19 protein-coding genes are annotated in these 18,679 nt (G+C 52.1%); 6 read left to right on the top strand and 13 right to left on the bottom strand.

Translation table 11 applies throughout. The annotated features are described in order from the left end of the window. Positions 1-12 precede the first annotated feature (12 nt). From IMCC13023_RS02440 to guaB, 4 genes are all read right to left on the bottom strand, one after another. Positions 13-777 (bottom strand): DeoR/GlpR family DNA-binding transcription regulator, encoded by a 765-nt coding sequence (locus IMCC13023_RS02440; protein WP_007540863.1) that lies wholly within the window; start codon positions 775-777, stop codon positions 13-15. Positions 778-890: 113 nt separating this feature from the next. Continuing rightward, positions 891-1,637 carry an SURF1 family cytochrome oxidase biogenesis protein gene (locus tag IMCC13023_RS02435; RefSeq protein ID WP_007540861.1) on the bottom strand — a complete coding sequence of 249 codons (747 nt, stop codon included), beginning with the start codon at positions 1,635-1,637 and terminating at the stop codon, positions 891-893. After that, the gene (locus tag IMCC13023_RS02430; protein WP_007540859.1) at positions 1,638-2,753 is read right to left on the bottom strand and encodes a GuaB3 family IMP dehydrogenase-related protein; all 1,116 of its coding nucleotides are present in this window, start codon (positions 2,751-2,753) and stop codon (positions 1,638-1,640) included. Between the two features lie 14 nt (positions 2,754-2,767). Beyond that, a complete protein-coding gene (guaB, locus tag IMCC13023_RS02425; RefSeq protein WP_040325022.1) occupies positions 2,768-4,273 on the bottom strand; it encodes an IMP dehydrogenase in 1,506 nt (501 codons plus the stop codon). Between the two features lie 189 nt (positions 4,274-4,462). On the opposite strand from guaB, the gene IMCC13023_RS02420 reads away from it, so the two are divergent. From IMCC13023_RS02420 to IMCC13023_RS07360, 5 genes are read left to right on the top strand one after another with little or no spacing between them, the layout of a single operon-like run. Next, positions 4,463-5,764 carry a branched-chain amino acid ABC transporter permease gene (locus IMCC13023_RS02420; protein ID WP_502685259.1) on the top strand — a complete coding sequence of 434 codons (1,302 nt, stop codon included), beginning with the start codon at positions 4,463-4,465 and terminating at the stop codon, positions 5,762-5,764. 10 nt (positions 5,765-5,774) lie between these two features. After that, positions 5,775-6,758 (top strand): branched-chain amino acid ABC transporter permease, encoded by a 984-nt coding sequence (locus IMCC13023_RS02415; RefSeq protein WP_007540853.1) that lies wholly within the window; start codon positions 5,775-5,777, stop codon positions 6,756-6,758. Continuing rightward, positions 6,748-7,641: an ABC transporter ATP-binding protein gene (locus IMCC13023_RS02410; RefSeq protein WP_007540851.1), complete on the top strand. Its 894-nt coding sequence runs from the start codon at positions 6,748-6,750 to the stop codon at positions 7,639-7,641. The genes IMCC13023_RS02415 and IMCC13023_RS02410 overlap by 11 nt, the downstream gene beginning before the upstream one ends. Then, complete coding sequence (locus IMCC13023_RS02405; RefSeq protein WP_007540849.1) at positions 7,638-8,357, top strand: ABC transporter ATP-binding protein; 720 nt, start codon at positions 7,638-7,640, stop codon at positions 8,355-8,357. Before IMCC13023_RS02410 ends, IMCC13023_RS02405 begins: the two co-directional genes overlap by 4 nt. Next, entirely contained in the window at positions 8,347-8,505 is a 159-nt protein-coding gene (locus IMCC13023_RS07360) for a glycine zipper domain-containing protein (RefSeq protein WP_007540847.1), read from the top strand. The genes IMCC13023_RS02405 and IMCC13023_RS07360 overlap by 11 nt, the downstream gene beginning before the upstream one ends. A 217-nt stretch (positions 8,506-8,722) precedes the next feature. Here the strand turns inward: IMCC13023_RS07360 and IMCC13023_RS02395 are convergent, their stop codons facing one another. The 3 genes from IMCC13023_RS02395 to groES all read right to left on the bottom strand — a co-directional run bounded on the left by IMCC13023_RS02395 (position 8,723) and on the right by groES (position 11,507). Then, positions 8,723-9,985, bottom strand: a complete 1,263-nt coding sequence (locus tag IMCC13023_RS02395) for an ABC transporter substrate-binding protein (RefSeq protein ID WP_040324837.1) — start codon at positions 9,983-9,985, stop codon at positions 8,723-8,725. A gap of 250 nt (positions 9,986-10,235) precedes the next feature. Next, positions 10,236-11,144 (bottom strand): EamA family transporter RarD, encoded by a 909-nt coding sequence (rarD, locus tag IMCC13023_RS02390; protein WP_100207038.1) that lies wholly within the window; start codon positions 11,142-11,144, stop codon positions 10,236-10,238. A 66-nt stretch (positions 11,145-11,210) separates the two neighbouring features. After that, on the bottom strand, positions 11,211-11,507 hold the full coding sequence (gene groES, locus IMCC13023_RS02385) for a co-chaperone GroES (protein ID WP_007540841.1): 297 nt from the start codon (positions 11,505-11,507) through the stop codon (positions 11,211-11,213). 128 nt (positions 11,508-11,635) lie between these two features. On the opposite strand from groES, the gene IMCC13023_RS02380 reads away from it, so the two are divergent. Beyond that, entirely contained in the window at positions 11,636-12,814 is a 1,179-nt protein-coding gene (locus IMCC13023_RS02380; RefSeq protein ID WP_007540840.1) for a class I SAM-dependent methyltransferase, read from the top strand. 63 nt (positions 12,815-12,877) lie between these two features. Here the strand turns inward: IMCC13023_RS02380 and tsaD are convergent, their stop codons facing one another. The 6 genes from tsaD to glmS are packed head-to-tail and all read right to left on the bottom strand — an operon-like array spanning position 12,878 to position 18,650. Next, on the bottom strand, positions 12,878-14,359 hold the full coding sequence (tsaD, locus tag IMCC13023_RS02375; RefSeq protein WP_007540838.1) for a tRNA (adenosine(37)-N6)-threonylcarbamoyltransferase complex transferase subunit TsaD: 1,482 nt from the start codon (positions 14,357-14,359) through the stop codon (positions 12,878-12,880). Continuing rightward, positions 14,359-14,943 carry a tRNA (adenosine(37)-N6)-threonylcarbamoyltransferase complex dimerization subunit type 1 TsaB gene (gene tsaB, locus IMCC13023_RS02370; RefSeq protein WP_040324836.1) on the bottom strand — a complete coding sequence of 195 codons (585 nt, stop codon included), beginning with the start codon at positions 14,941-14,943 and terminating at the stop codon, positions 14,359-14,361. Before tsaB ends, tsaD begins: the two co-directional genes overlap by 1 nt. Beyond that, on the bottom strand, positions 14,927-15,379 hold the full coding sequence (gene tsaE / locus IMCC13023_RS02365; protein ID WP_007540834.1) for a tRNA (adenosine(37)-N6)-threonylcarbamoyltransferase complex ATPase subunit type 1 TsaE: 453 nt from the start codon (positions 15,377-15,379) through the stop codon (positions 14,927-14,929). The genes tsaB and tsaE overlap by 17 nt, the downstream gene beginning before the upstream one ends. Further along, entirely contained in the window at positions 15,376-16,446 is a 1,071-nt protein-coding gene (alr, locus tag IMCC13023_RS02360) for an alanine racemase (protein ID WP_007540832.1), read from the bottom strand. The genes tsaE and alr overlap by 4 nt, the downstream gene beginning before the upstream one ends. Next, a complete protein-coding gene (locus IMCC13023_RS02355; protein WP_040324834.1) occupies positions 16,447-16,800 on the bottom strand; it encodes a holo-ACP synthase in 354 nt (117 codons plus the stop codon). After that, entirely contained in the window at positions 16,800-18,650 is a 1,851-nt protein-coding gene (gene glmS / locus IMCC13023_RS02350) for a glutamine--fructose-6-phosphate transaminase (isomerizing) (RefSeq protein ID WP_007540828.1), read from the bottom strand. Before glmS ends, IMCC13023_RS02355 begins: the two co-directional genes overlap by 1 nt. Positions 18,651-18,679: the final 29 nt, after the last annotated feature.

Raw genomic sequence — 18,679 nt, 5'->3', positions numbered from 1 at the left:
TGCCAGTGAAATTTATTGTTGGGCCAGAGCAATCTGGACCCCGCTTCCCGCAAGCGCATCTGTGAACGAAGCGTCGACATCGACGTTAGTCACTATGCGGTCAAAACCTGAAAAAGCAGAAAATTTTGCCGGGTAGGTCGAGCCAAATTTGCCGCTATCAACCAAGAGGATTCGCTCCCGGGAGTTAGCCATCATGGTCTTTTTCACTAGGGCCTCGTCGGTATCAAATGCCGTGGCCCCTGCCTCTAGAGAGAAGCCGTTGGCCCCGATGAAGCTAACCGAAGCAGTTAGTTCCCGCAGGTCTTCACAAGTTTTGGCGCCCACGGCGCTCAAGGTGGCGGGCCTGATTTTGCCGCCGAGCAAATAAGTCTGCGTAGTCGAATCGGCGATCTTTCCGGCCAAGGTCAGGTTGTTGGTTACTACCAACAGACCGGGCTTGTTTCGAAGATAAACAGCCAGGCACTCAGTAGTAGTGCCACCGTCAACAAAGATGCATCCCTCATCGGGGATAAAGGAAGCCGCAACATCGGCGACCAGTCGCTTTTGATTCGGATTCTGTCCATATCGCTCTGGGATTGTGTACTCGTGAGCAAATCTCTCAAGTGAAATTGCTCCGCCGTGCACGCGGCGCAGAACACCGCGGCGCTGAAGAACATCTAAGTCTCTTCTAACGGTCTCAACTGCGACATCTAGGTTCGAGGCAGCTACGTTTGCATCGACACGGCCTTCTACGCGAGCCCACTCGCTCAGCTGTAGCCTTCGCTCTTCTGCCAACATCTTTGTAGTCTCCGAAATTGTCTGGTTCCCGTAGTAGCTAATAAATTAGCAGGCTTTTCTCAGCTAAAAAGATAGAAACGGGCAAAAAACCACAATAAAAAATAACAATTCGGTCACGTACTCAGTCGTGCCCGCTCATCCTGAACTAGTCGCCACCAAAGATAAAAGGCCACTAGGGCGAAAAAGGCCCACTCGATTGCGTAAAAAGCGGTCAACCAGTTGACCTCTATTTCCTGAGCCCTGATGTCGATCGAAATCCTTTCGACCGGAAGATCTATGCCCTCGCTGAGTATCAAATAAACCGGATAGCTAACCACCTGTTCCGGGCTGTAGAGATTCACAAGCTGCGCGAGCGATACCGAACCAAGCAAGTCTTTCGAGTCAGATTCTCTAACTGCCTCGTTCGGCTCAACGTAGCCGGTGATGCTGTGATTCGAACTTTCCAGTTCGCTCTGTGCCGTGAGAAGTTCAGAGACGTCCTCGGAATAACCCAGGCCAAGGGTGAGACTAACTAATTGGTCACCAATTTCGACAAAAGAGTTGGTGATCAGCCAATAGCCTGGAACCAAATCATTGCCAACTAGCTGAAGACGGTCCTGCACAATAAATGAGTTTTCTGGATCTAAAGTTACGTTCACGGTCGCGAGGCGATCGTAGGCTCCAGGAGTAATGCCCTCGAGTCCAGCAAGTTCACTTAGTGGAACAGGCGCTAGCTCCTGCTCACTTACGCCGACGTAACTAAAGGTTCGCTCTAGCTGCCACTGCATTAGCAACGAGAAGGAAATCGCCACCAATGCGGCTATCGCTAGCCCCCCGAGCCATTTGGGCTTGCGGGCAATCGAGAAGAAACTCGGTTTCATTTAGATGTATGAATTCGCAACTACATCGACGCGCTGGAATTCTTTGACGTCCGAGTACCCGGTGGTGGCCATTGACCGACGCAGTGCTCCTATTAAGTTTGCAGTGCCGTCTGCAGAGCTAGTGGGTCCCATCAAAATTTGCTCAAGTGGAGCATGCGAGCCAACCCACACTCGCTGACCTCTTGGAAGCGAGGAATTTACCGCCTCTGGGCCCCAGTGCCAGCCTTGGCCTGGTGCTTCGGCAGCTCTTGCAAGAACGGTGCCCAACATCACGGCATCCGCTCCACAAGCAATTGCTTTAACCATGTCGCCGGATGTGCCAAGTCCTCCGTCAGCAATTACGTGAACGTAGCGACCACCGGATTCATCCATGTAGTCACGGCGGGCCGCAGCCACATCAGCAACGGCGGTGGCCATCGGAGCATGAATGCCCAAAACTTTTCTGGTAGCACTGGCTGCTCCGCCGCCAAAGCCAACCAAGACTCCGGCTGCACCAGTTCGCATGAGGTGCAATGCGGCGGTGTAGGTAGCTGCCCCGCCCACAATCACCGGAACATCAAGCTGGTAAATGAATTCTTTGAGGTTTAGCGCTTCTGCTCCTTGCGACACGTGCTCGGCCGAAACTGTGTTTCCACGAATAACGAACATATCGACTCCGGATTTCAAAACAATCTCGGAAAACTCCGCTGTTCGCTGAGGAGAAAGTGCTCCGGCAACCCTGACACCGGCGGCTCTAATTTCTTCAAGACGAGCCCTGATGAGTTCGGCTTGAATCGGTTGAGAGTAGACGCGCTGCAAGACTGCCGTGGCGTCCTCGTCCTTGGCATTCGCGATTTCAGCTAACTGCTGAGTTGGATCCTCGTACCTGGTCCAGAGGCCTTCCAAATCAAGAACACCAAGTCCGCCGAGCTTCCCAAGTGCAATCACGGTCGCAGGACTCATTGCCGAGTCAGTAGGGGCCGCGATTACCGGCATGTCGAACTGGAAGGCGTCGATACTCCAGCTGGTTGAAACATCTCCCGGGTCCCGGGTTCTTCTGGTTGGCACAATTGCGATGTCATCGAATGCGTAGCCGTTGATTGCTCTCTTCGATCGGCCGATTTCTACTTCAGTCATTTTTTATTACCTGCCTAGCGGGCGCCGTAGTTTGGCGCCTCAATGGTCATCTGGATGTCATGCGGATGTGATTCGCGGAGCCCGGCGGGAGTAATCCGGACAAACTTGCCATTCTGCTGCAATTCAGGGATTGTTGCGGCTCCGACATAGCCCATCGAAGCCCTTAGCCCTCCAACTAGTTGGTGAACTACGGTTGGAACTGTTCCCCTGTAAGGAACGCGTCCTTCAATGCCTTCTGGCACAAGCTTTTCTTCCTTCAGGACATCGTCCTGGAAGTAGCGGTCTTTTGAGTAGGACTGCGCTTGACCGCGGGACTGCATTGCACCGAGGGAGCCCATGCCGCGGTAGGTCTTAAATTGTTTGCCACCTACATATGTAATGTCTCCAGGGGCCTCATCGGTTCCCGCCAAAAGCGAACCGAGCATCACCGAGTTGGCACCAGCTACCAGGGCCTTGGCGATATCTCCTGAATATTGAAGGCCACCATCGGCGATAACTGGAACGCCCGCCTCTCTGGCTGCGAGCGCCGCCATGTGAACGGCGGTGATTTGAGGAACACCCACACCGGCCACCACTCTGGTTGTACAAATTGACCCAGGGCCAACGCCAACTTTTACACCGTCAGCGCCTGCCTCGACAATTGCCCTGGCACCCTCGGTTGTTGCCACGTTGCCACCCAGTACATCGGTGTGCTTTGCAAAAGGCTCATTTTTTAACTTCTTGATCATCTCAAGCACAGCTGAGTTGTGACCGTGAGCCGTATCAACAACAAGAATGTCTACACCGGTCTCGACAAGAGCCATTGCTCGCTCCCAGCCGTCGGGGCCAACGCCAACAGCTGCGCCAACCAATAGCCGCCCTGCTCCATCTTTAGAGGCATTTGGGTACTTCTCGCTCTTGTCAAAGTCCTTCACGGTAATCAAGCCCTTGAGCTTGCCGTTGTCATCAATTAGCGGAAGCTTCTCAATTCTGTGCTGAGCAAGTAGTGCCATCGCCTCATCTGGGTGGATGCCAGCCTTACCAACAATCAAGGGCATCGAGGTCATAACGTCCTTGACCAAAGTGGTCGTCCGTTGAACCTCAAGCACGAAACGCATGTCTCGGTTTGTGACTATGCCAACCAGCTTGCCGTCCTCGTCTATAACCGGGAGCCCGGAAACGCGGTAGCGGCCGCAAAGGTCGTCTACTTCCTGGATGGTCGCATAAGGAGTAGTGGTAACAGGGTGAGAAACCATCCCGGCTTCGCTGCGCTTTACCAGATCCACTTGGTCGGCTTGCTGCTCAATAGAAAGGTTGCGGTGCAAGATACCGAGGCCGCCTTGCCGGGCCATGGCTATTGCCATGCGGGACTCGGTCACAGTGTCCATCGGGGACGAAATCAGAGGAATGTTAATGCTGATGTTCCGGGACACCATTGTTGAAGTGCCTACCCCCGAGGGGATGACGTCCGACTTGCCGGGCATCAATAGGACATCGTCGTAAGTTAACCCGATTAGGGAAAAAGGGTCTGAATGCTCCAAAATAACCTCGCAACGGCTCGGGACGGTGTGGTCAAAGTCTACAGAGCTAAGCCGCTTCAAATAAGTGTGAAATTTTTATTACAAATAGGTACGTTCACAATTGTGTACTCTTATGAATTGGTATTATTTTCCAATACCCCTTTTAGGGTCAACTGTGAGCGACGCAGCTCACCCAGATATGGAGGACAGGTGAATTTCCTCTCCGTGGGCAATCCAAAACGTTTCCTGAAACTAGTAGTAGTCGTATTCACCGCTCTGATCATCGGCCTTGGTCTTCTGGTGTCACCAGCCCAGGCCGACAGCGTCGGAGAAGAGTTTGACCACGCTGTGCTTGGTAACGTGAAAATTAAGGGCGAAGCAATTGGCGGGGTCCGCATTGTGGTCGAAGGGCCGTCCTATACCGCTGAGGTTCTCACCAGCGATGACGGAAGCTGGCTAATTGGAGTGCCGACTAAGGACACCTATACAGTCACCCTGGACCAAGAAACACTTCCTCCAGGCATCGCTGTCCTAGAGGGCGGAGCCACCCAAGATGTCGACCTTGGGCTCTCCGACCGTGTCGTAAAAAACTTTTTTATTGGCCAGGGTGAGCGAAATGAAGTTTCGTTCTTTGACCAATTTGTTGCCCGTCTTATTTACGGAATCAACTTCGGACTTATGCTCGGGCTTGCCTCGGTAGGTCTGTCTCTGGTATTCGGAACAACTGGTCTGTCTAACTTTGCACACGGAGAGATGGTTACCTTCGGAGCTGTTGCTGCTCTGATTCTTGGCACAGTACTTCAAGTACCAATTTGGGCTGCGATTCCGGCGGCCGTGATTATTTCTGCCGGGTTCGGGTGGTCCATGGATGCCGGGTTGTGGAAGCCGCTTCGGAACAAAGGCCTGGGCATTGTTCAGTTGATGATCATTTCCATCGGCCTATCGCTAACTCTTCGGTACATAATTCAGTTCTTCATCGGTGGTGGAACCGAACAGCTTCCAGGTTTTGATTCGCCGAAGATTAACCTCTTTGGATCCGTTGCACTGAGCGTCAATGACCTCTACTCGATGGGCATTTCCATTGTTGCGATTCTTGCATTTGCCTTCTGGCTACTTAGAACCAACACTGGAAAAGCTACGCGCGCAATCTCGGACAACCCGGACCTAGCTGCCGCGTCCGGTATCGACGTCGACAAAGTAGTTCGAATTGTTTGGATCGTGTCGGCTGCACTAGCAGGACTATCCGGAGTTCTTTGGGCATATTTCCGACCCGGAATCAAGTGGGACATGGGAACGCAGATTCTGCTTCTCATCTTCGCCGCCGTTACCTTAGGTGGTCTTGGAACGGCATTCGGTGCATTGATTGGAGCTCTCGTAGTGGGAATTCTGGTTGAGACCTCGAGCTTGTTCATACCTTCAGATTTGAAGTACGTCGGCGCGCTCGTCGTGCTAATTGGAGTACTACTCTTTAGGCCACAGGGCCTTATGGGACGAAGACAGAGAGTCGGATAGGAGGTAGCTCATGGACTGGGGAACAATTATAAATAACACCTTGGCAGGGCTGCTAACGCCCACCACAATTGCTTTTGCACTTGCAGCACTTGGATTGGCAATGCACTTTGGTTTCGCAGGCCTGCTGAACTTCGGTATCGCAGGATTCATGGCCATCGGTGCCTACGGGTACGCGATATCGGTCCTAACTTTTGGTTTCCCATGGTGGGGCGGCATGATTGTCGGCATCATCGGATCTATCTTGTTCGCCATTCTGTTGGGCGTCCCGACGCTGAGGCTTCGTGGAGATTACCTAGCAATCGTGACCATTGCGGCGGCCGAGATCGTCAGGCTGTTGTTCCTGACCACAGCCTTCACCGATGTCACTGGTAGCGCGGACGGTCTTTTTGGTTACAACAACGCCGGCGGATTCACGAGTGCAAACCCATTCCCACCGGGATCCTATGGTTGGGGACCTTGGACTTACAACTCCGAAACTCTTTGGGTTCTTACCTTTGGACTAGGTGTCCTAGCTGTTTGTGTTTGGTTCCTGTGGGCACTCATGCGCTCACCCTGGGGAAGAGTTATCAAGGGTATCCGCGAGGACGAAGAGGCCATCAGGGCTCTCGGTAAAAACGTCTTCGCTTACAAACTTCAGGCACTTATCATCGGCGGCATCTTCGGTGGAATGGGTGGAATTATTTACGCCGCATTCGCGAACGTTTCTCCGGGTGTGTATGTGACCTCAATCACCTTCTTCATCTGGACATCACTGCTACTCGGTGGTGCCGCGACAATCTGGGGTCCGGTTATTGGTGCAGTTATCTTCTGGACACTCCAGGCATTCTTATCAAACATCTTGCCGGAGCTCGCGTTAGCGGGCATCTTGCCAGTTTCCGGAACTCAAGCGGCAACGCTGAGATTCGTGCTGGTGGGTATCGGTTTGATGTTGCTTGTGATTTACAGGCCTCAGGGTATTTTCGGAGACAAGAGGGAGCTGACCTTTGTCAAATAACGACTCACCAATAAAATCAACCGGTCTACACATCGGCGAAGCGGCACCAGGCTGTAAAAAGACCGATCCAATGCTCATTATTGACCATGTCAAAAAGAGCTTCGGTGGCCTCACAGCGGTGGATGTCGAGCACCTGGAAATTCCGAAGAACGCCATCACCGCGCTTATTGGACCAAATGGTGCCGGCAAGACAACCCTGTTTAACCTGCTAACTGGCTTTGACACACCTGATACTGGCGAGTGGGCGTTCCTAGGCACTTCGCTATCGGGAGTTCCAAGCTACAAAGTTGCCCAGATGGGTCAAGTTCGAACCTTCCAGCTAACCAAGGCCTTGAGCCTTTTGACAGTGCTGGACAACATGAAACTTGGCGCGAAGAATCAAGTCGGCGAGAGCATCTTCCGCGCTCTTTTTCCAAGATCCTGGAGAAAGCAGGATGCTGAGATTGAGCTCAAGGCAATTGAGCTACTGAAGCGATTCAAGCTTGACACCAAGCAGGCAGATTTCGCAGCATCGCTATCCGGCGGTCAGCGCAAGCTGCTGGAGATGGCAAGGGCATTGATGACCGACCCTGTGCTGGTAATGCTCGATGAGCCAATGGCCGGTGTTAATCCTGCACTGACTCAGTCCCTGCTTGGCCATGTTTTGGACCTGAAAAAAGAAGGTATGACCGTGTTGTTTGTTGAGCACGACATGCACATGGTTCGACACATTGCAGACTGGGTGGTCGTAATGGCCGAAGGTAAAGTAGTGGCCGAAGGCCCGCCAGAGACTGTTATGAACGAGCAGGCCGTAATTGACGCCTATCTGGGTGCCCATCAGGACACTGATCTTGGTGTTGTCACAGGGAGAATTAGCATCATCGACCAGGAGAAAGACAAATGACCCGAGTTGTAGATGTCAAGAACCTCACCGCCGGCTACTTGCCGGGAGTAAACATTCTGAATGAGGCCAACCTATACGCCGACAAGGGCGAACTAATCGGAATCATCGGACCTAACGGTGCTGGTAAGTCAACCCTCCTGAAATCAATATTCGGGCTCGTAAAGGTTCGTGACGGGTCAATCACTCTGAACGGTGAAGACATCGTGGGTCAGAAGCCAAACCAGCTGGTTGCTAAGGGTGTTGGGTATATTCCCCAAAACAACAATGTCTTTCCCTCACTAACCATTGAAGAGAACCTTCAAATGGGTGTTTTCCAGGATCCAAAAAACTACGAGAAGCGTCTTGAATTCGTAGTCTCTATTTTCGACGAGCTCGGCAAGCGCCTAAAGCAGCGCGCCGGCTCACTATCCGGTGGAGAACGTCAAATGGTTGCCATGGGCCGGGCACTGATGATGGAGCCAAGCGTTCTGCTGCTCGACGAGCCTTCTGCGGGCCTTAGCCCTGTTAGGCAGGATGAGGCCTTCCTTCGAGTTTCAGAGATCAACAAGGCAGGCGTGACCTGCATCATGGTTGAACAGAACGCTCGTCGTTGCCTTCAAATCGCTGACCGAGGTTATGTTCTAGATCAGGGCACCGATGCCGTCACAGGCACCGGTAGAGAGCTTCTGAACGACCCACAGGTCGTCGGTCTCTACCTGGGAACCCTTGGCACCTAAAAAGACACGTCCTCCGGGCTTTTTCGTAGCAATAGGTGTAGTGATTGGTGTGGCTTTCGGCGTAGCGATCGACAACGTTGGCCTGGGTATCGCCCTTGGGGTTGCCATCGGTGCAGCGTTTGAAGTGACCTCCCGCAGGTCGAAGTAGAGTTACCAACCCCGTTCAGTTGGAGCAAAGTAATCCCTTGGCCATGCTGAGGGATTACTTCTTTAAGCGCCTTCAACCGCAAGCGGCTCTTGACATCTTTAGAGACGAAAATGCCTGACACCCAGTCACGGGGTTTCAATAAAGGCCAAAACACTCAGTTAAAAGAGAAACCCCCTCGGGCCTAAGCCCGAGGGGGTTTCTTGATTGAAACTAGTTACTAGCCACGAATGGTAGCTGGAACGTTGTTTCCATCGAACTGCTGGATCAGGATGTTACCGTCTGTTGGGTCTCCAACGTCATTGAAGGTAATGTTTCCCGATGGACCGTCATAGTCTGCGGTTCCACCATCGTTGATGATGTCAGCACACTGAGCGAAGCTCGTGCACTTGGTACCGCTTCCAGAACCTCCAGAAACTTCCTGAAGCTTCTCTGACATGTTGGCACCCTGGGTGCTACGCGCCTCTAGAGCAGCAAGTGCAAGCACTATAACTGCGTCATAGGTCTCAGGACCGTAAGCGTTTAGCTCCAAGGCTGCGTTGCCGCGTGCCTGCCAGTTTGCATCAAGCTTCGCAACGAAGTCAGCAATGTTTGCCTCGTTCACGCCTGGGTAGGTACCCTTAGCACCCTCAAGGGTGCCAGCAGCGAAGTCATCAGAGTAGTTGGTTAGGTTACCGTCAACGAAGTAAAGCTTGTCACCAGGGAACTGGCTTGTTAGCTCAGGCACGATGGTCTTTGCCTCGTCGAATGTAATTAGAACGATTGCGTCTGGGTCTCCGGCTAGTGCCTCAGCAATCTGAGCGGTGAAGTTAGTGTCACCAGTGTTGTAGGTAGGCTCAGCAATAACCTCTCCACCAGCAGCCTCGAAGGCAGCTTTGGTGAACTCAGCTAGACCGGTACCGTATGAGTCATTTAGAACGATAAATGAGATTCTCTGGTGGCCGTCTTCTGCGATTAGGTTACCTAGAACTTCACCCTGAAGTACGTCTGAAGGAGCGGTACGGAAGTACAGGCCCTTGTCCTCGTAGTCAGTGAAAGCTGCTGAGGTGTTAGCTGGTGAGAAGTGAATTACACACTCAGCAATAACGCGGTCGATGAACTGAAGTGATACACCTGAAGATGCAGCACCAACGATTGCCTGAGCACCTGCGCCAAGAAGACGTGGGATTTCAGTGTCGTAAGCCTTGTTGTCGGTGTCACCAGAGTCGCCAAAAGTAGCGTCAATTGTGAGTCCCTTGTTGGCAGCGTTGATCTCGTCAATCGCTAGAGCAGCACCAGCTTCTTCTGGTGGGCCTAGGAAAGCGAGGTTACCGGTCAAAGGCAGTGCGGTACCTAGGTTTAGTACTAGGTCTCCATCCTGCTCAGGACCTAGCTCACAGCCGCCGGCGGTTGTTGTCGCTGCACAGCCAGCCAGAACAAGCGCCGAAACGCCTGCTGCAGACAAAGCCATGAGTGCACGCGACCTGTTGTTCTTTACGGTCATTGTTGCTCCTTGAAATAGCAATTTAAATGCGAACACAGGCAGGGAGCCCGCGCGCTACTCAAAGCATACTAACTGCGACATTTCAAGGAGGTTAACGCACCGCCTAAAATTTCAAAAAGGAGAGACCCATAGAATAAAGTCGTTGTTTTTCTAGGCTATTTCAACGCTATCGGTCGAAAAAAACTAAAACAGTGAGTAAAACAGTATTATTTGGTCAAAAGTTAGATTGAGTAACAATTCGATTGCGAATCTAGAGGGCCTCCACAATCGGCAAAATCGGCTTTTTTCGTAGGGCATCTGAGGTAAGAATTGCCAGAGACACCCAAACCAATCCAAATCCGATCCAACGAACCGGAGGCATATCCTCGCCCAATATGAAGTATCCGGCAGAGAACTGCAGCACTGGAGTGAGGTACTGAATAAACCCGATCATCGAAAGAGGGATTCGGCTTGCAGCAGCGCCGAACAAAATCAACGGCACCGCGGTCATGATTCCAAAGCCAATCAGGACTGCTGCCTCCATAGGGCCGCTGAGGAGCATTACCGGTCCGAAGGATGCCACGACAATTAGTTGAATGATGGCGATTGGCAGCACCGCCGCTGATTCAATTGTGAAACTCTGCAGGGCACCAATGTTTCGGCCCACTCTGTTTTTGGCAAGCGAATAGGTTCCAAAGCTCAACGCCAAAATAATAGCTATCCAGGGTGGGCGACCGTAGTCAATAGTGAGTACCACGACCGCGATAAACCCAACACTTAATGCGACCCACTGCATTCGTCTGAGCTTTTCTTTCAGTAAAATCACTGCAAACATGACTGTGACCAGCGGGTTTATGAAATAACCAAGAGAGGTCTCGATCACATTACCGGTAACAACCGCGACGACGTAGACCTGCCAATTGATAAAGATAAAAATGGCCGCGACTGCAACCCAGACAAGTTTTTTCGGGGTTTTTACCAAAGCCATAATCTGGCCCCAGGTCTTAGTGATCGTTACCAGAAGCGCGGCAAACAAAAAGCCAAACACCACTCGCCAAACGACAGTCTCAAAGGGAGAAGCGAATTTAGATAGCTGGATAAGTAGCGGAAACGAACCCCAAATCAAGTAAGCGCCCGCTCCAAATGTCAGGCCCACCGTATTTATAGAACGCTTCTTCACCTTGCAAGCCTAGGGGCATTAAACGCAAAAAAAGACCCGGATTTCCGGGTCTTTTTTTGTCAATTTCTAGCGCTCGATAACCGCAAGAACGTCGCGGGCTGACAGCACCAAATAGTCCTGGCCATCGTAACGAAGCTCAGTTCCGCCGTACTTGGAGAAGATAACAAGATCTCCAACTTTCAAGTCGACAGGTATGCGCTCGCCGTCCTCGCTAAAGCGACCTGGGCCAACTGAAATGACCTCAGCCTCCTGGGGCTTTTCCTTTGCTGTGTCTGGGATAACCAGACCTGACGCAGTTACCTGCTCGGCCTCAAGCGGACGAACAACAACGCGATCTTCAAGTGGCTTAATAGAAACCGACACTGTTACCTCTTCTTTGTCTAAAGTTTGTGAATTAGCAGACTCCCATCGAGAGTGCTAATGCAACTTTAGGTGTTATCAAGCACTTGGTCAAGGTCAGTGACCGCTATCGACAGCGGTAGGTTTAATGAGTGCCCGATCTAGACGAGACAATTTTTGGACCTGAAGCCAAGCAACTACTTGGCAAGTTGGGCTTCCTGGACGCAAAAGCGGACCTGCTCAAACTGACATCTGATCTTAGGAAGCAGGGGCATGAGCCTCAGCTGGTAGCACTGTGCATCTCCCAAGCCAAACTGCGCTCGCGAGCAGTGTCAAAATTTGGCTCGGACCTTGCAAGCACGATGCTCTTCACCGAGGAAGGCCTCGAGCAAGCAACTCGGCAGCAAGTTGCCGCTTGGCATGCCCAAAAATTCTTGACCCATGGAATCAAGTCGGTCACGGATCTTGGTTGTGGCATTGGCGGAGACGCACTGGCCTTCGCCCAGGCGGGACTTGAGGTAACCGCAATCGAAAAGGACGGCCTGACCGCCAACTTCGCAAAACACAATTTGAACAACTATCCAATGGCTGCGGTCTCAAATGCCGATGCTCTCAAAATCGAATCCAAATCGACATCATTCTGGCTTGACCCGGCAAGAAGAAAACTTAGTTCAAAAGCAGCGGGAAGAGTGATGCTCAAGCCAGAGGACTTTTCACCGAATCTAAACTTTGCCTTTGAAATCGGAGCCAAGCACACGGCGGGCATAAAGCTCGCCGGGAGCTTGCCTCACGAATTGATCCCGGAAGACTGCGAAGCAAATTGGGTCTCCCACAACAATGAACTTGTAGAAACCGTGCTGTGGTTTGGCGAGCTGGGTGAAAGCGGCAAGAGATCAGCCCTTATTTTGGCCGACACAATAACCGAGTATTCCGGAGACCTTATTCAGGCACCGATAAGTGAAGTTGGAAAGTATGTTTACGACCCCAACCCAGCACTTGTTAGGTCCCACCTTCTTGGAGCGTTTGCTATCGAAAATGGACTCTGGGGCATCGCACCTTCAATCGCATATCTAAGTTCCGACAGTGAACTGAGTTCTCCTTGGCTCAGGGGATTTGAGGTAATGGAGTCCTTGCCTCTTGATGTCAAGAGGATTGCCAAGAGAATGAGCGAACTTGACATTGGAACACTTGAAATAAAAAAACGCGGAGTAGACATCACTCCTGAGCAGCTTCGACCGAAGTTGAAACTAAAAGGAAAAAACGCCGCCACTCTAATTCTCACCAGGGTGGGCGACGCTCGCAAAGCACTGGTCTGTCAGCCCCTCAGCTGACGACTAGCAACTAGTGACTAGTCGTCATGACCACGCATGCCGACGAATCCCCGCTGGTAGCGCCTAAATCGTCTGGACTTTTGTGACCTCGAGGGTGGACTCCGCTCCGAAGCCAAGACCGCTCGGTGGCCGGCCGGCCATTATTAGCTGTGCACCAATGGAGGCAATCATTGCTCCATTGTCCGTGCACAGCGAGAAACGTGGAATCCGCAGCTCAATACCAGCTTCGTCGCAGCGAATTTTCGCCACCTGCCTGAGCCGCGCGTTGGCAACAACGCCGCCGCCAAGCAGTAATCGCTCGACCCCGTGAGCCTCACAGGCATTGATCGCCTTGGTCAGCAGCACATCCACTACTGCCTCCCTAAAGCTTGCAGCAACGTCAGGCTTTGAAATCTCCAGTCCGGCATCGCTGGCCTTTTCAACGTGCCTTGCCACTGCCGTCTTGAGGCCCGAGAATGAAAAGTCAAACCTGTGAGCCTCCATGTCCTTTGGTAACGACAATCCACGTGGGAATCGGATTGCTTTTGGGTTTCCAGCCTCTGCCAGCTTGTCTATTTGCGGTCCACCCGGGTATGGAAGGCCCAAAACTCTGGCTACCTTGTCAAAAGCTTCGCCGGCGGCATCATCGATTGTTTCACCCAGTAGCTCAACATCATCAAGTAAGTCACGCACCAACAGCAAGGACGTGTGCCCTCCCGAAACCAGGAGTGCAATCGTCGGCAGCGAAACTGTTCCATTTTCCAGCACGTCCGCACCCACGTGGCCTACCAAGTGGTTGACAGCGTAAATAGGCAAGTTGTGCGCTATCGCAAGCGCCTTGGCCGCTCCAATTCCAACCATCAAGGCGCCTGCCAACCCCGGGCCATTGGCCACCGCAATCGCGTCGATCTGACTCATCGTGAGATTCGCCTCTTTGAGGGCTTGAGCAATGGTTGGCTTCAGCGCCTCGAGGTGGGCTCTTGCAGCCACCTCCGGCACAACACCGCCGAACTTTGCGTGCTCGTCCATGGAGCTGTGAAGAGCGTTTGCAAGAAGCCGATTGCCCTTGACTATCCCGATTCCAGTTTCATCGCAGGTGCTTTCAACACCCAGAACAATGGGTTGCTCAATGGCCAACCTCATCACCAAGGCATCCATCCCAGAGGGCTGATAATAGTTTTTTCGGAGGTCAATCTGCTCAAATCCAAGCGAGCTGTAAAGGCTTATTGCCGCATTATTATCAACGCGCACCTCGAGGAACACTGCCTCTGAACCAAGTGCCAAGGCTTTGGAGATTAACTTATTTGCAAGCATTCTCCCGAGACCCTTGCCTTGACTAGATGAGATGACAGCAAGAGTCTGAACATCACTCGAGAAACTTGCCGGAACAGAACTAAGGCCGGCATAGCCAACTAGGCCGTTTTCAAAAGCTCCAAAATAATCCGTGAATGAGCCTTCAAGCTCGGAGCGAAAAGAGTCTTCTTTCCAAGCCTCGCCAGGAAATAACTCGTTCTCCAACCTCATAAGCTCCGGAAGATCCGCCACAGTCAGCTCTCTAAATTCCATTAGCCGGTGACCCGCTTTCGGACTGATGGCGTGACATCGGGTGAGCGCAAATACAGTGCACTGGTGTCGGTTAGGTCAATCTTCTGACTCAACGCCCAAACCGCATATTCACCTATTAGACCCGCGTCGCACTCCCCGCTAACCGTTGCAAAATCAGAGTGGCTCTCAAGTTCTTTGTGCGTTGCAACGCTCGGTGGCATTACCTCTACGCCGTCCTGAAACCCAGCAATAAAGAGCTCTTTGCGTTTTGCGTCCGCAACGACCAGAACTTTTCCAACCGGATGCTTCATGGCAACTGCATTTAGCGTTATTACGCCGCAGGCGGGTATCTCCAGCGCCGTCGACATTGCTATGCCCGCTGCAACCCCGACTCGCAGCCCGGTGTATGGGGCTGGGCCACGACCAATCGCGACGAGGGTAAGGTCTGCAGGAACAATGCCGGCCTCTGTGAGCGCTCCATGAATTGCAAGGCCGATGTTCTCGGCGTGACCGAATCGATCATCGAAGTTGATAAACGAGAGCCTATTTACCCCGTCAAAGACAGCCGCGCTGGTGCCAGCCGATGTGTCAATTGCCAAAATCAAATGACACCCCCTGCCATCTTGGTCCGTGACCGGCGATTGACAACTCTCGACTATCTTCTTGGCTGGATCTATCAATTTCGATGAGCAGCCAATTTTCAAAACTGTCATCAATAAAGCCTTTGGGCCACTCAATAACGACAATTGAATTTGCGAAATCTATGTCCAAGTCATCTAGCTCAATGGCCGATGAAAGTCTGTAGGCATCAACGTGCACCAACTTTGGTCCGTTCTTTGTTCGATGTGTTCTTGCCAGCACAAAAGTAGGTGACTGAATAGTGCCGATGGCCTCGAGGCCCGCGCCGATGCCACGAGTCATGGTGGTTTTTCCTGCTCCCAACTTTCCAGAGAGTAAAACCAAATCCCCCGGTTGCAAGGTTTCAGCAAGCCTTGAACCAAATGCCTCCATGGCCTCTGGCGTTTCTATGGTGAGCTTCATGCTTGTAGAAAAACCCGGTTTGCACGTCCACCGATTCTCGTCACCACTTCGTAGTTCACCGTTCCAGCACTTTCCGCAAGTTGTTCTGCAGTGGGTTCATTGCGCGCGGAATCGCCAAAAATAATGACCTCATCACCAATTGAAATTTCGGCGTCGCCAGCATCAACCACGAACTGATCCATGGCGATTCTTCCAACTACCGGAAAGAGCTCCTGGCCAATCTTTACCCTTGCTCCTTGAGAAATCCTGGGCATGCCCTCGGCATAGCCGAAGGGCACCAATGCGAGCTGGGTTGGCTTATCAGTTTTGTACCTGTAGCCATAGGAAACGCCTTGCCCAACCGGAACCAACTTGAGGTTCGCAATCTTTGCCATCGCGCTCATGACAGGCTTGACTGCTAAGCCCTCGAGTGCACGGTCTTCGAATGGGTTCAGCCCATACAAAACAATCCCGCAGCGCACCATGTCGTACCTCATACCCGGATAGCTGATTGCCCCGGCCGAAGCGGCAAGGTGCCTGATCTCTATTTTTACTCCAGCGGCCTCCAGCATCGAGTAAACCGAATCAAATACGACTTGCTGAGCAAAATCTTCTGCCTCCGAGGTATTTGCCAAATGGCTCAGAAGGCCTTGAACGTTTAGCTGCCTGGCCTGAATTATCTTCACAACATCCGGTATCTGGCCCGGCATGAAGCCGTTGCGGCCAAGACCAGTGTCCACCTTCAAGTGAATCGCGGCCTCCCTGGGCACAGACTCAAGCTGCTGAATTGTCGAAATGCCAAGAATGATGTTCTGCTGGACAGCGGATTGCAGATCATCCTTTTGATCCAGCAGCCAACACATAACGGGAGCATCGATGCCGGCCAATCGAAGTGCTATTGCCTCGTCTAAATCGGCAACCCCGAGAACATCAACTCCTGCTTTATCCAGAGCAGTTGCCACCTCGATCATGCCGTGCCCATAGGCATTGGCCTTGACTACCGCCATTACTTTGGCCGGGCCAAAAGCGGATTTCAGGGCCAAATAGTTGGAGCAGATTCTCCCCAAATCAATTCTTAGTTCTCGCATCTAATTACCCTCCAGGACAACCATTGCAATTGCAAACCCGTTGTCGTGAGAAAGCGAAAGGTGGGTTGACAAAACCCCCATGGAGCTCAACGCCCTCGAGCTATCACCCGAAAGAACCAGCATCGGCTTACCAAGTTGATCAGTTACCACTTCAACCTCTAGCCAAGAAAGTAACTTAGGGTTTCCCACGGCTTTTGCCAAGGCTTCTTTCGCGGCAAATCGAGCAGCTAATGACTCATCCTTGAGGCTTCGCTCTTTGTCTGTGAAAAGCCTGTCTGCCAAGGCTGGAGTTCGCTGGATACTACTGCTCAGCCTCTCGACTGAGCACAGATCGACACCTATTCCGATAATCACTATTCCACTGTTACGGACTTGGCAAGGTTTCTCGGCTGGTCAACGTCGAGTCCCTTGGCGTTTGCCAGCTCCATCGCAAATGCCTGAAGAGGTATAACTGCTAGCTGGCCGGCAAGCAGTGGCATGGTTTCTGGAATGAAGAAAACCTCATCGGCAAAGCTAGCGACCTCAGAATCGCCTACCTCGGCAATCGCTATTACGCGAGCTCCGCGAGCCTTTATTTCTTGAATGTTGGAAACCACTTTGCCGTGCAGTGAGCCCTCACCTTTTTGAGATGGAACTATTACGATCACTGGCTGACCTTCTTCAATTAGAGCAATTGGTCCGTGCTTGAGTTCACCGGCTGCAAAACCTTCGGCGTGGATATATGCCAACTCTTTCAACTTCAACGCGCCCTCAAGGGCTATGGGGTAGGCGATATTTCTTCCTAGAAACAAAACCGAACTAGCCTTTGAGTAGCTTTTGGCGAGCTCCCCGATCTCGGAAATCGACTCTAGGACTTCCTTTATTTTTCTTGGCAAAGTAAGTAGCTCGAGCCCGATTTTTTTCAATTCTGCCTCGGGCATGCTTTTACGCTGCCAAGCAAGGACCAGTCCAACCAGTTGACCCGCTGTCACCTGAGCAGTAAAGGCCTTTGTTGATGCCACTGCCACCTCTGGTCCGGCATGGGTGTAGATCGTGGCGTGGGCTTCTCTTGCCAAAGTTGCGCCCTGCGTATTGCAAACGGCCAGCACCTTGGCTCCACTCTCAACAGCGTGGCGAACGGCCATGAGAGTGTCCATGGTCTCACCCGACTGGCTCATCGCAATGACTAGCGTTTTTGAATCGATAACCGGATCACGATATCTAAACTCGTGGGCGAGTTCAACGCTGACTGGAATGCGTGCCCATTTTTCAATTGCGTACTTGGCCGCTTCCGCAGCATAAGCTGCTGTTCCGCAGGCCACGAAAATTATTCGATCGACTTCAAAAAGTTGGTCAAGCCCCCGCATTTCGGCAAGGTTCACGGAGCCATCCGAGGCAATTCGACCCATCAAAGTGTCGCCGACCGCCTGAGGCTGATCAGCGATCTCCTTGGCCATAAAAGATGGCCAGCCGCCCTTGGAGGCCGCGGTGGCATCCCAGCTAATCTCGAAGCTTTCCATTTCAACTGGCTTGCCGTGGAAATCTGTAATCAAAACTGAATCCCTCCGAAGTTCAACGATTTGATCTTGACCAACCGCAACAGCGTGCTTGGTGTGTTCAACAAAAGCTGCGACATCGGAACCTAAGAAGTTCTCGCCGTCCCCCAAGCCAATTACCAGGGGTGAGTTTCTCCTAGCAGCTAGCACCAAATCTGGGCTATCCTCGTGGACGCAAAGTAACGTAAACGCGCCTTCCAGAAGGTTCACCACTTGCCTAAACGCAGCTGTTAGGTCATTTGACTTGTCAAATTCAATTGCCACCAGGTGAGCAACAACCTCGCTGTCTGTCTCGGATGCAAACGTGACACCGCGACTGACTAGGTCCCTTTTTAGAGAAGAAAAGTTTTCAATAATTCCGTTGTGGATGAGCGATAACTTCTGATGAGTACCGCCGATGTGAGGGTGAGCATTTCCATCGGTTGGGGCACCGTGTGTCGCCCATCTTGTGTGTCCGATTCCAATGTTTGAATCGGCTATTGGATTATCGGCTAACTCTTGAACAAGCACTGCGACTTTTCCGGCCCGCTTGCGCGTTTCCAGTCCCTTAGCCCCGGATATAACAGAGATGCCAGCCGAGTCGTAGCCGCGATATTCCAACCGCTGCAGGCCCCCGATTAGAACCTCGCGAGCTGAACCCGGTCCAACATAGCCAACTATTCCGCACATGAGCCCTAATTCTAGGGCAGAATAGGCCC

This window comes from Candidatus Aquiluna sp. IMCC13023 (genome assembly GCF_000257665.1).
Lineage (GTDB): Bacteria > Actinomycetota > Actinomycetes > Actinomycetales > Microbacteriaceae > Aquiluna.
This window is presented reverse-complemented; position numbering and strand designations above follow the sequence as displayed.

Bases quoted from the DNA above. Each gene is read 5' to 3' on its own strand.
- IMCC13023_RS02440 (WP_007540863.1), bottom strand. From the start codon at position 777: ATGTTGGCAGAAGAGCGAAGGCTACAGCTGAGCGAGTGGGCTCGCGTA.
- IMCC13023_RS02435 (WP_007540861.1), bottom strand. From the start codon at position 1,637: ATGAAACCGAGTTTCTTCTCGATTGCCCGCAAGCCCAAATGGCTCGGG.
- IMCC13023_RS02430 (WP_007540859.1), bottom strand. From the start codon at position 2,753: ATGACTGAAGTAGAAATCGGCCGATCGAAGAGAGCAATCAACGGCTAC.
- IMCC13023_RS02415 (WP_007540853.1), top strand. From the start codon at position 5,775: ATGGACTGGGGAACAATTATAAATAACACCTTGGCAGGGCTGCTAACG.
- IMCC13023_RS02405 (WP_007540849.1), top strand. From the start codon at position 7,638: ATGACCCGAGTTGTAGATGTCAAGAACCTCACCGCCGGCTACTTGCCG.
- IMCC13023_RS02395 (WP_040324837.1), bottom strand. From the start codon at position 9,985: ATGACCGTAAAGAACAACAGGTCGCGTGCACTCATGGCTTTGTCTGCA.
- tsaD (WP_007540838.1), bottom strand. From the start codon at position 14,359: ATGGAATTTAGAGAGCTGACTGTGGCGGATCTTCCGGAGCTTATGAGG.
- tsaE (WP_007540834.1), bottom strand. From the start codon at position 15,379: ATGAAGCTCACCATAGAAACGCCAGAGGCCATGGAGGCATTTGGTTCA.
- alr (WP_007540832.1), bottom strand. From the start codon at position 16,446: ATGCGAGAACTAAGAATTGATTTGGGGAGAATCTGCTCCAACTATTTG.
- glmS (WP_007540828.1), bottom strand. From the start codon at position 18,650: ATGTGCGGAATAGTTGGCTATGTTGGACCGGGTTCAGCTCGCGAGGTT.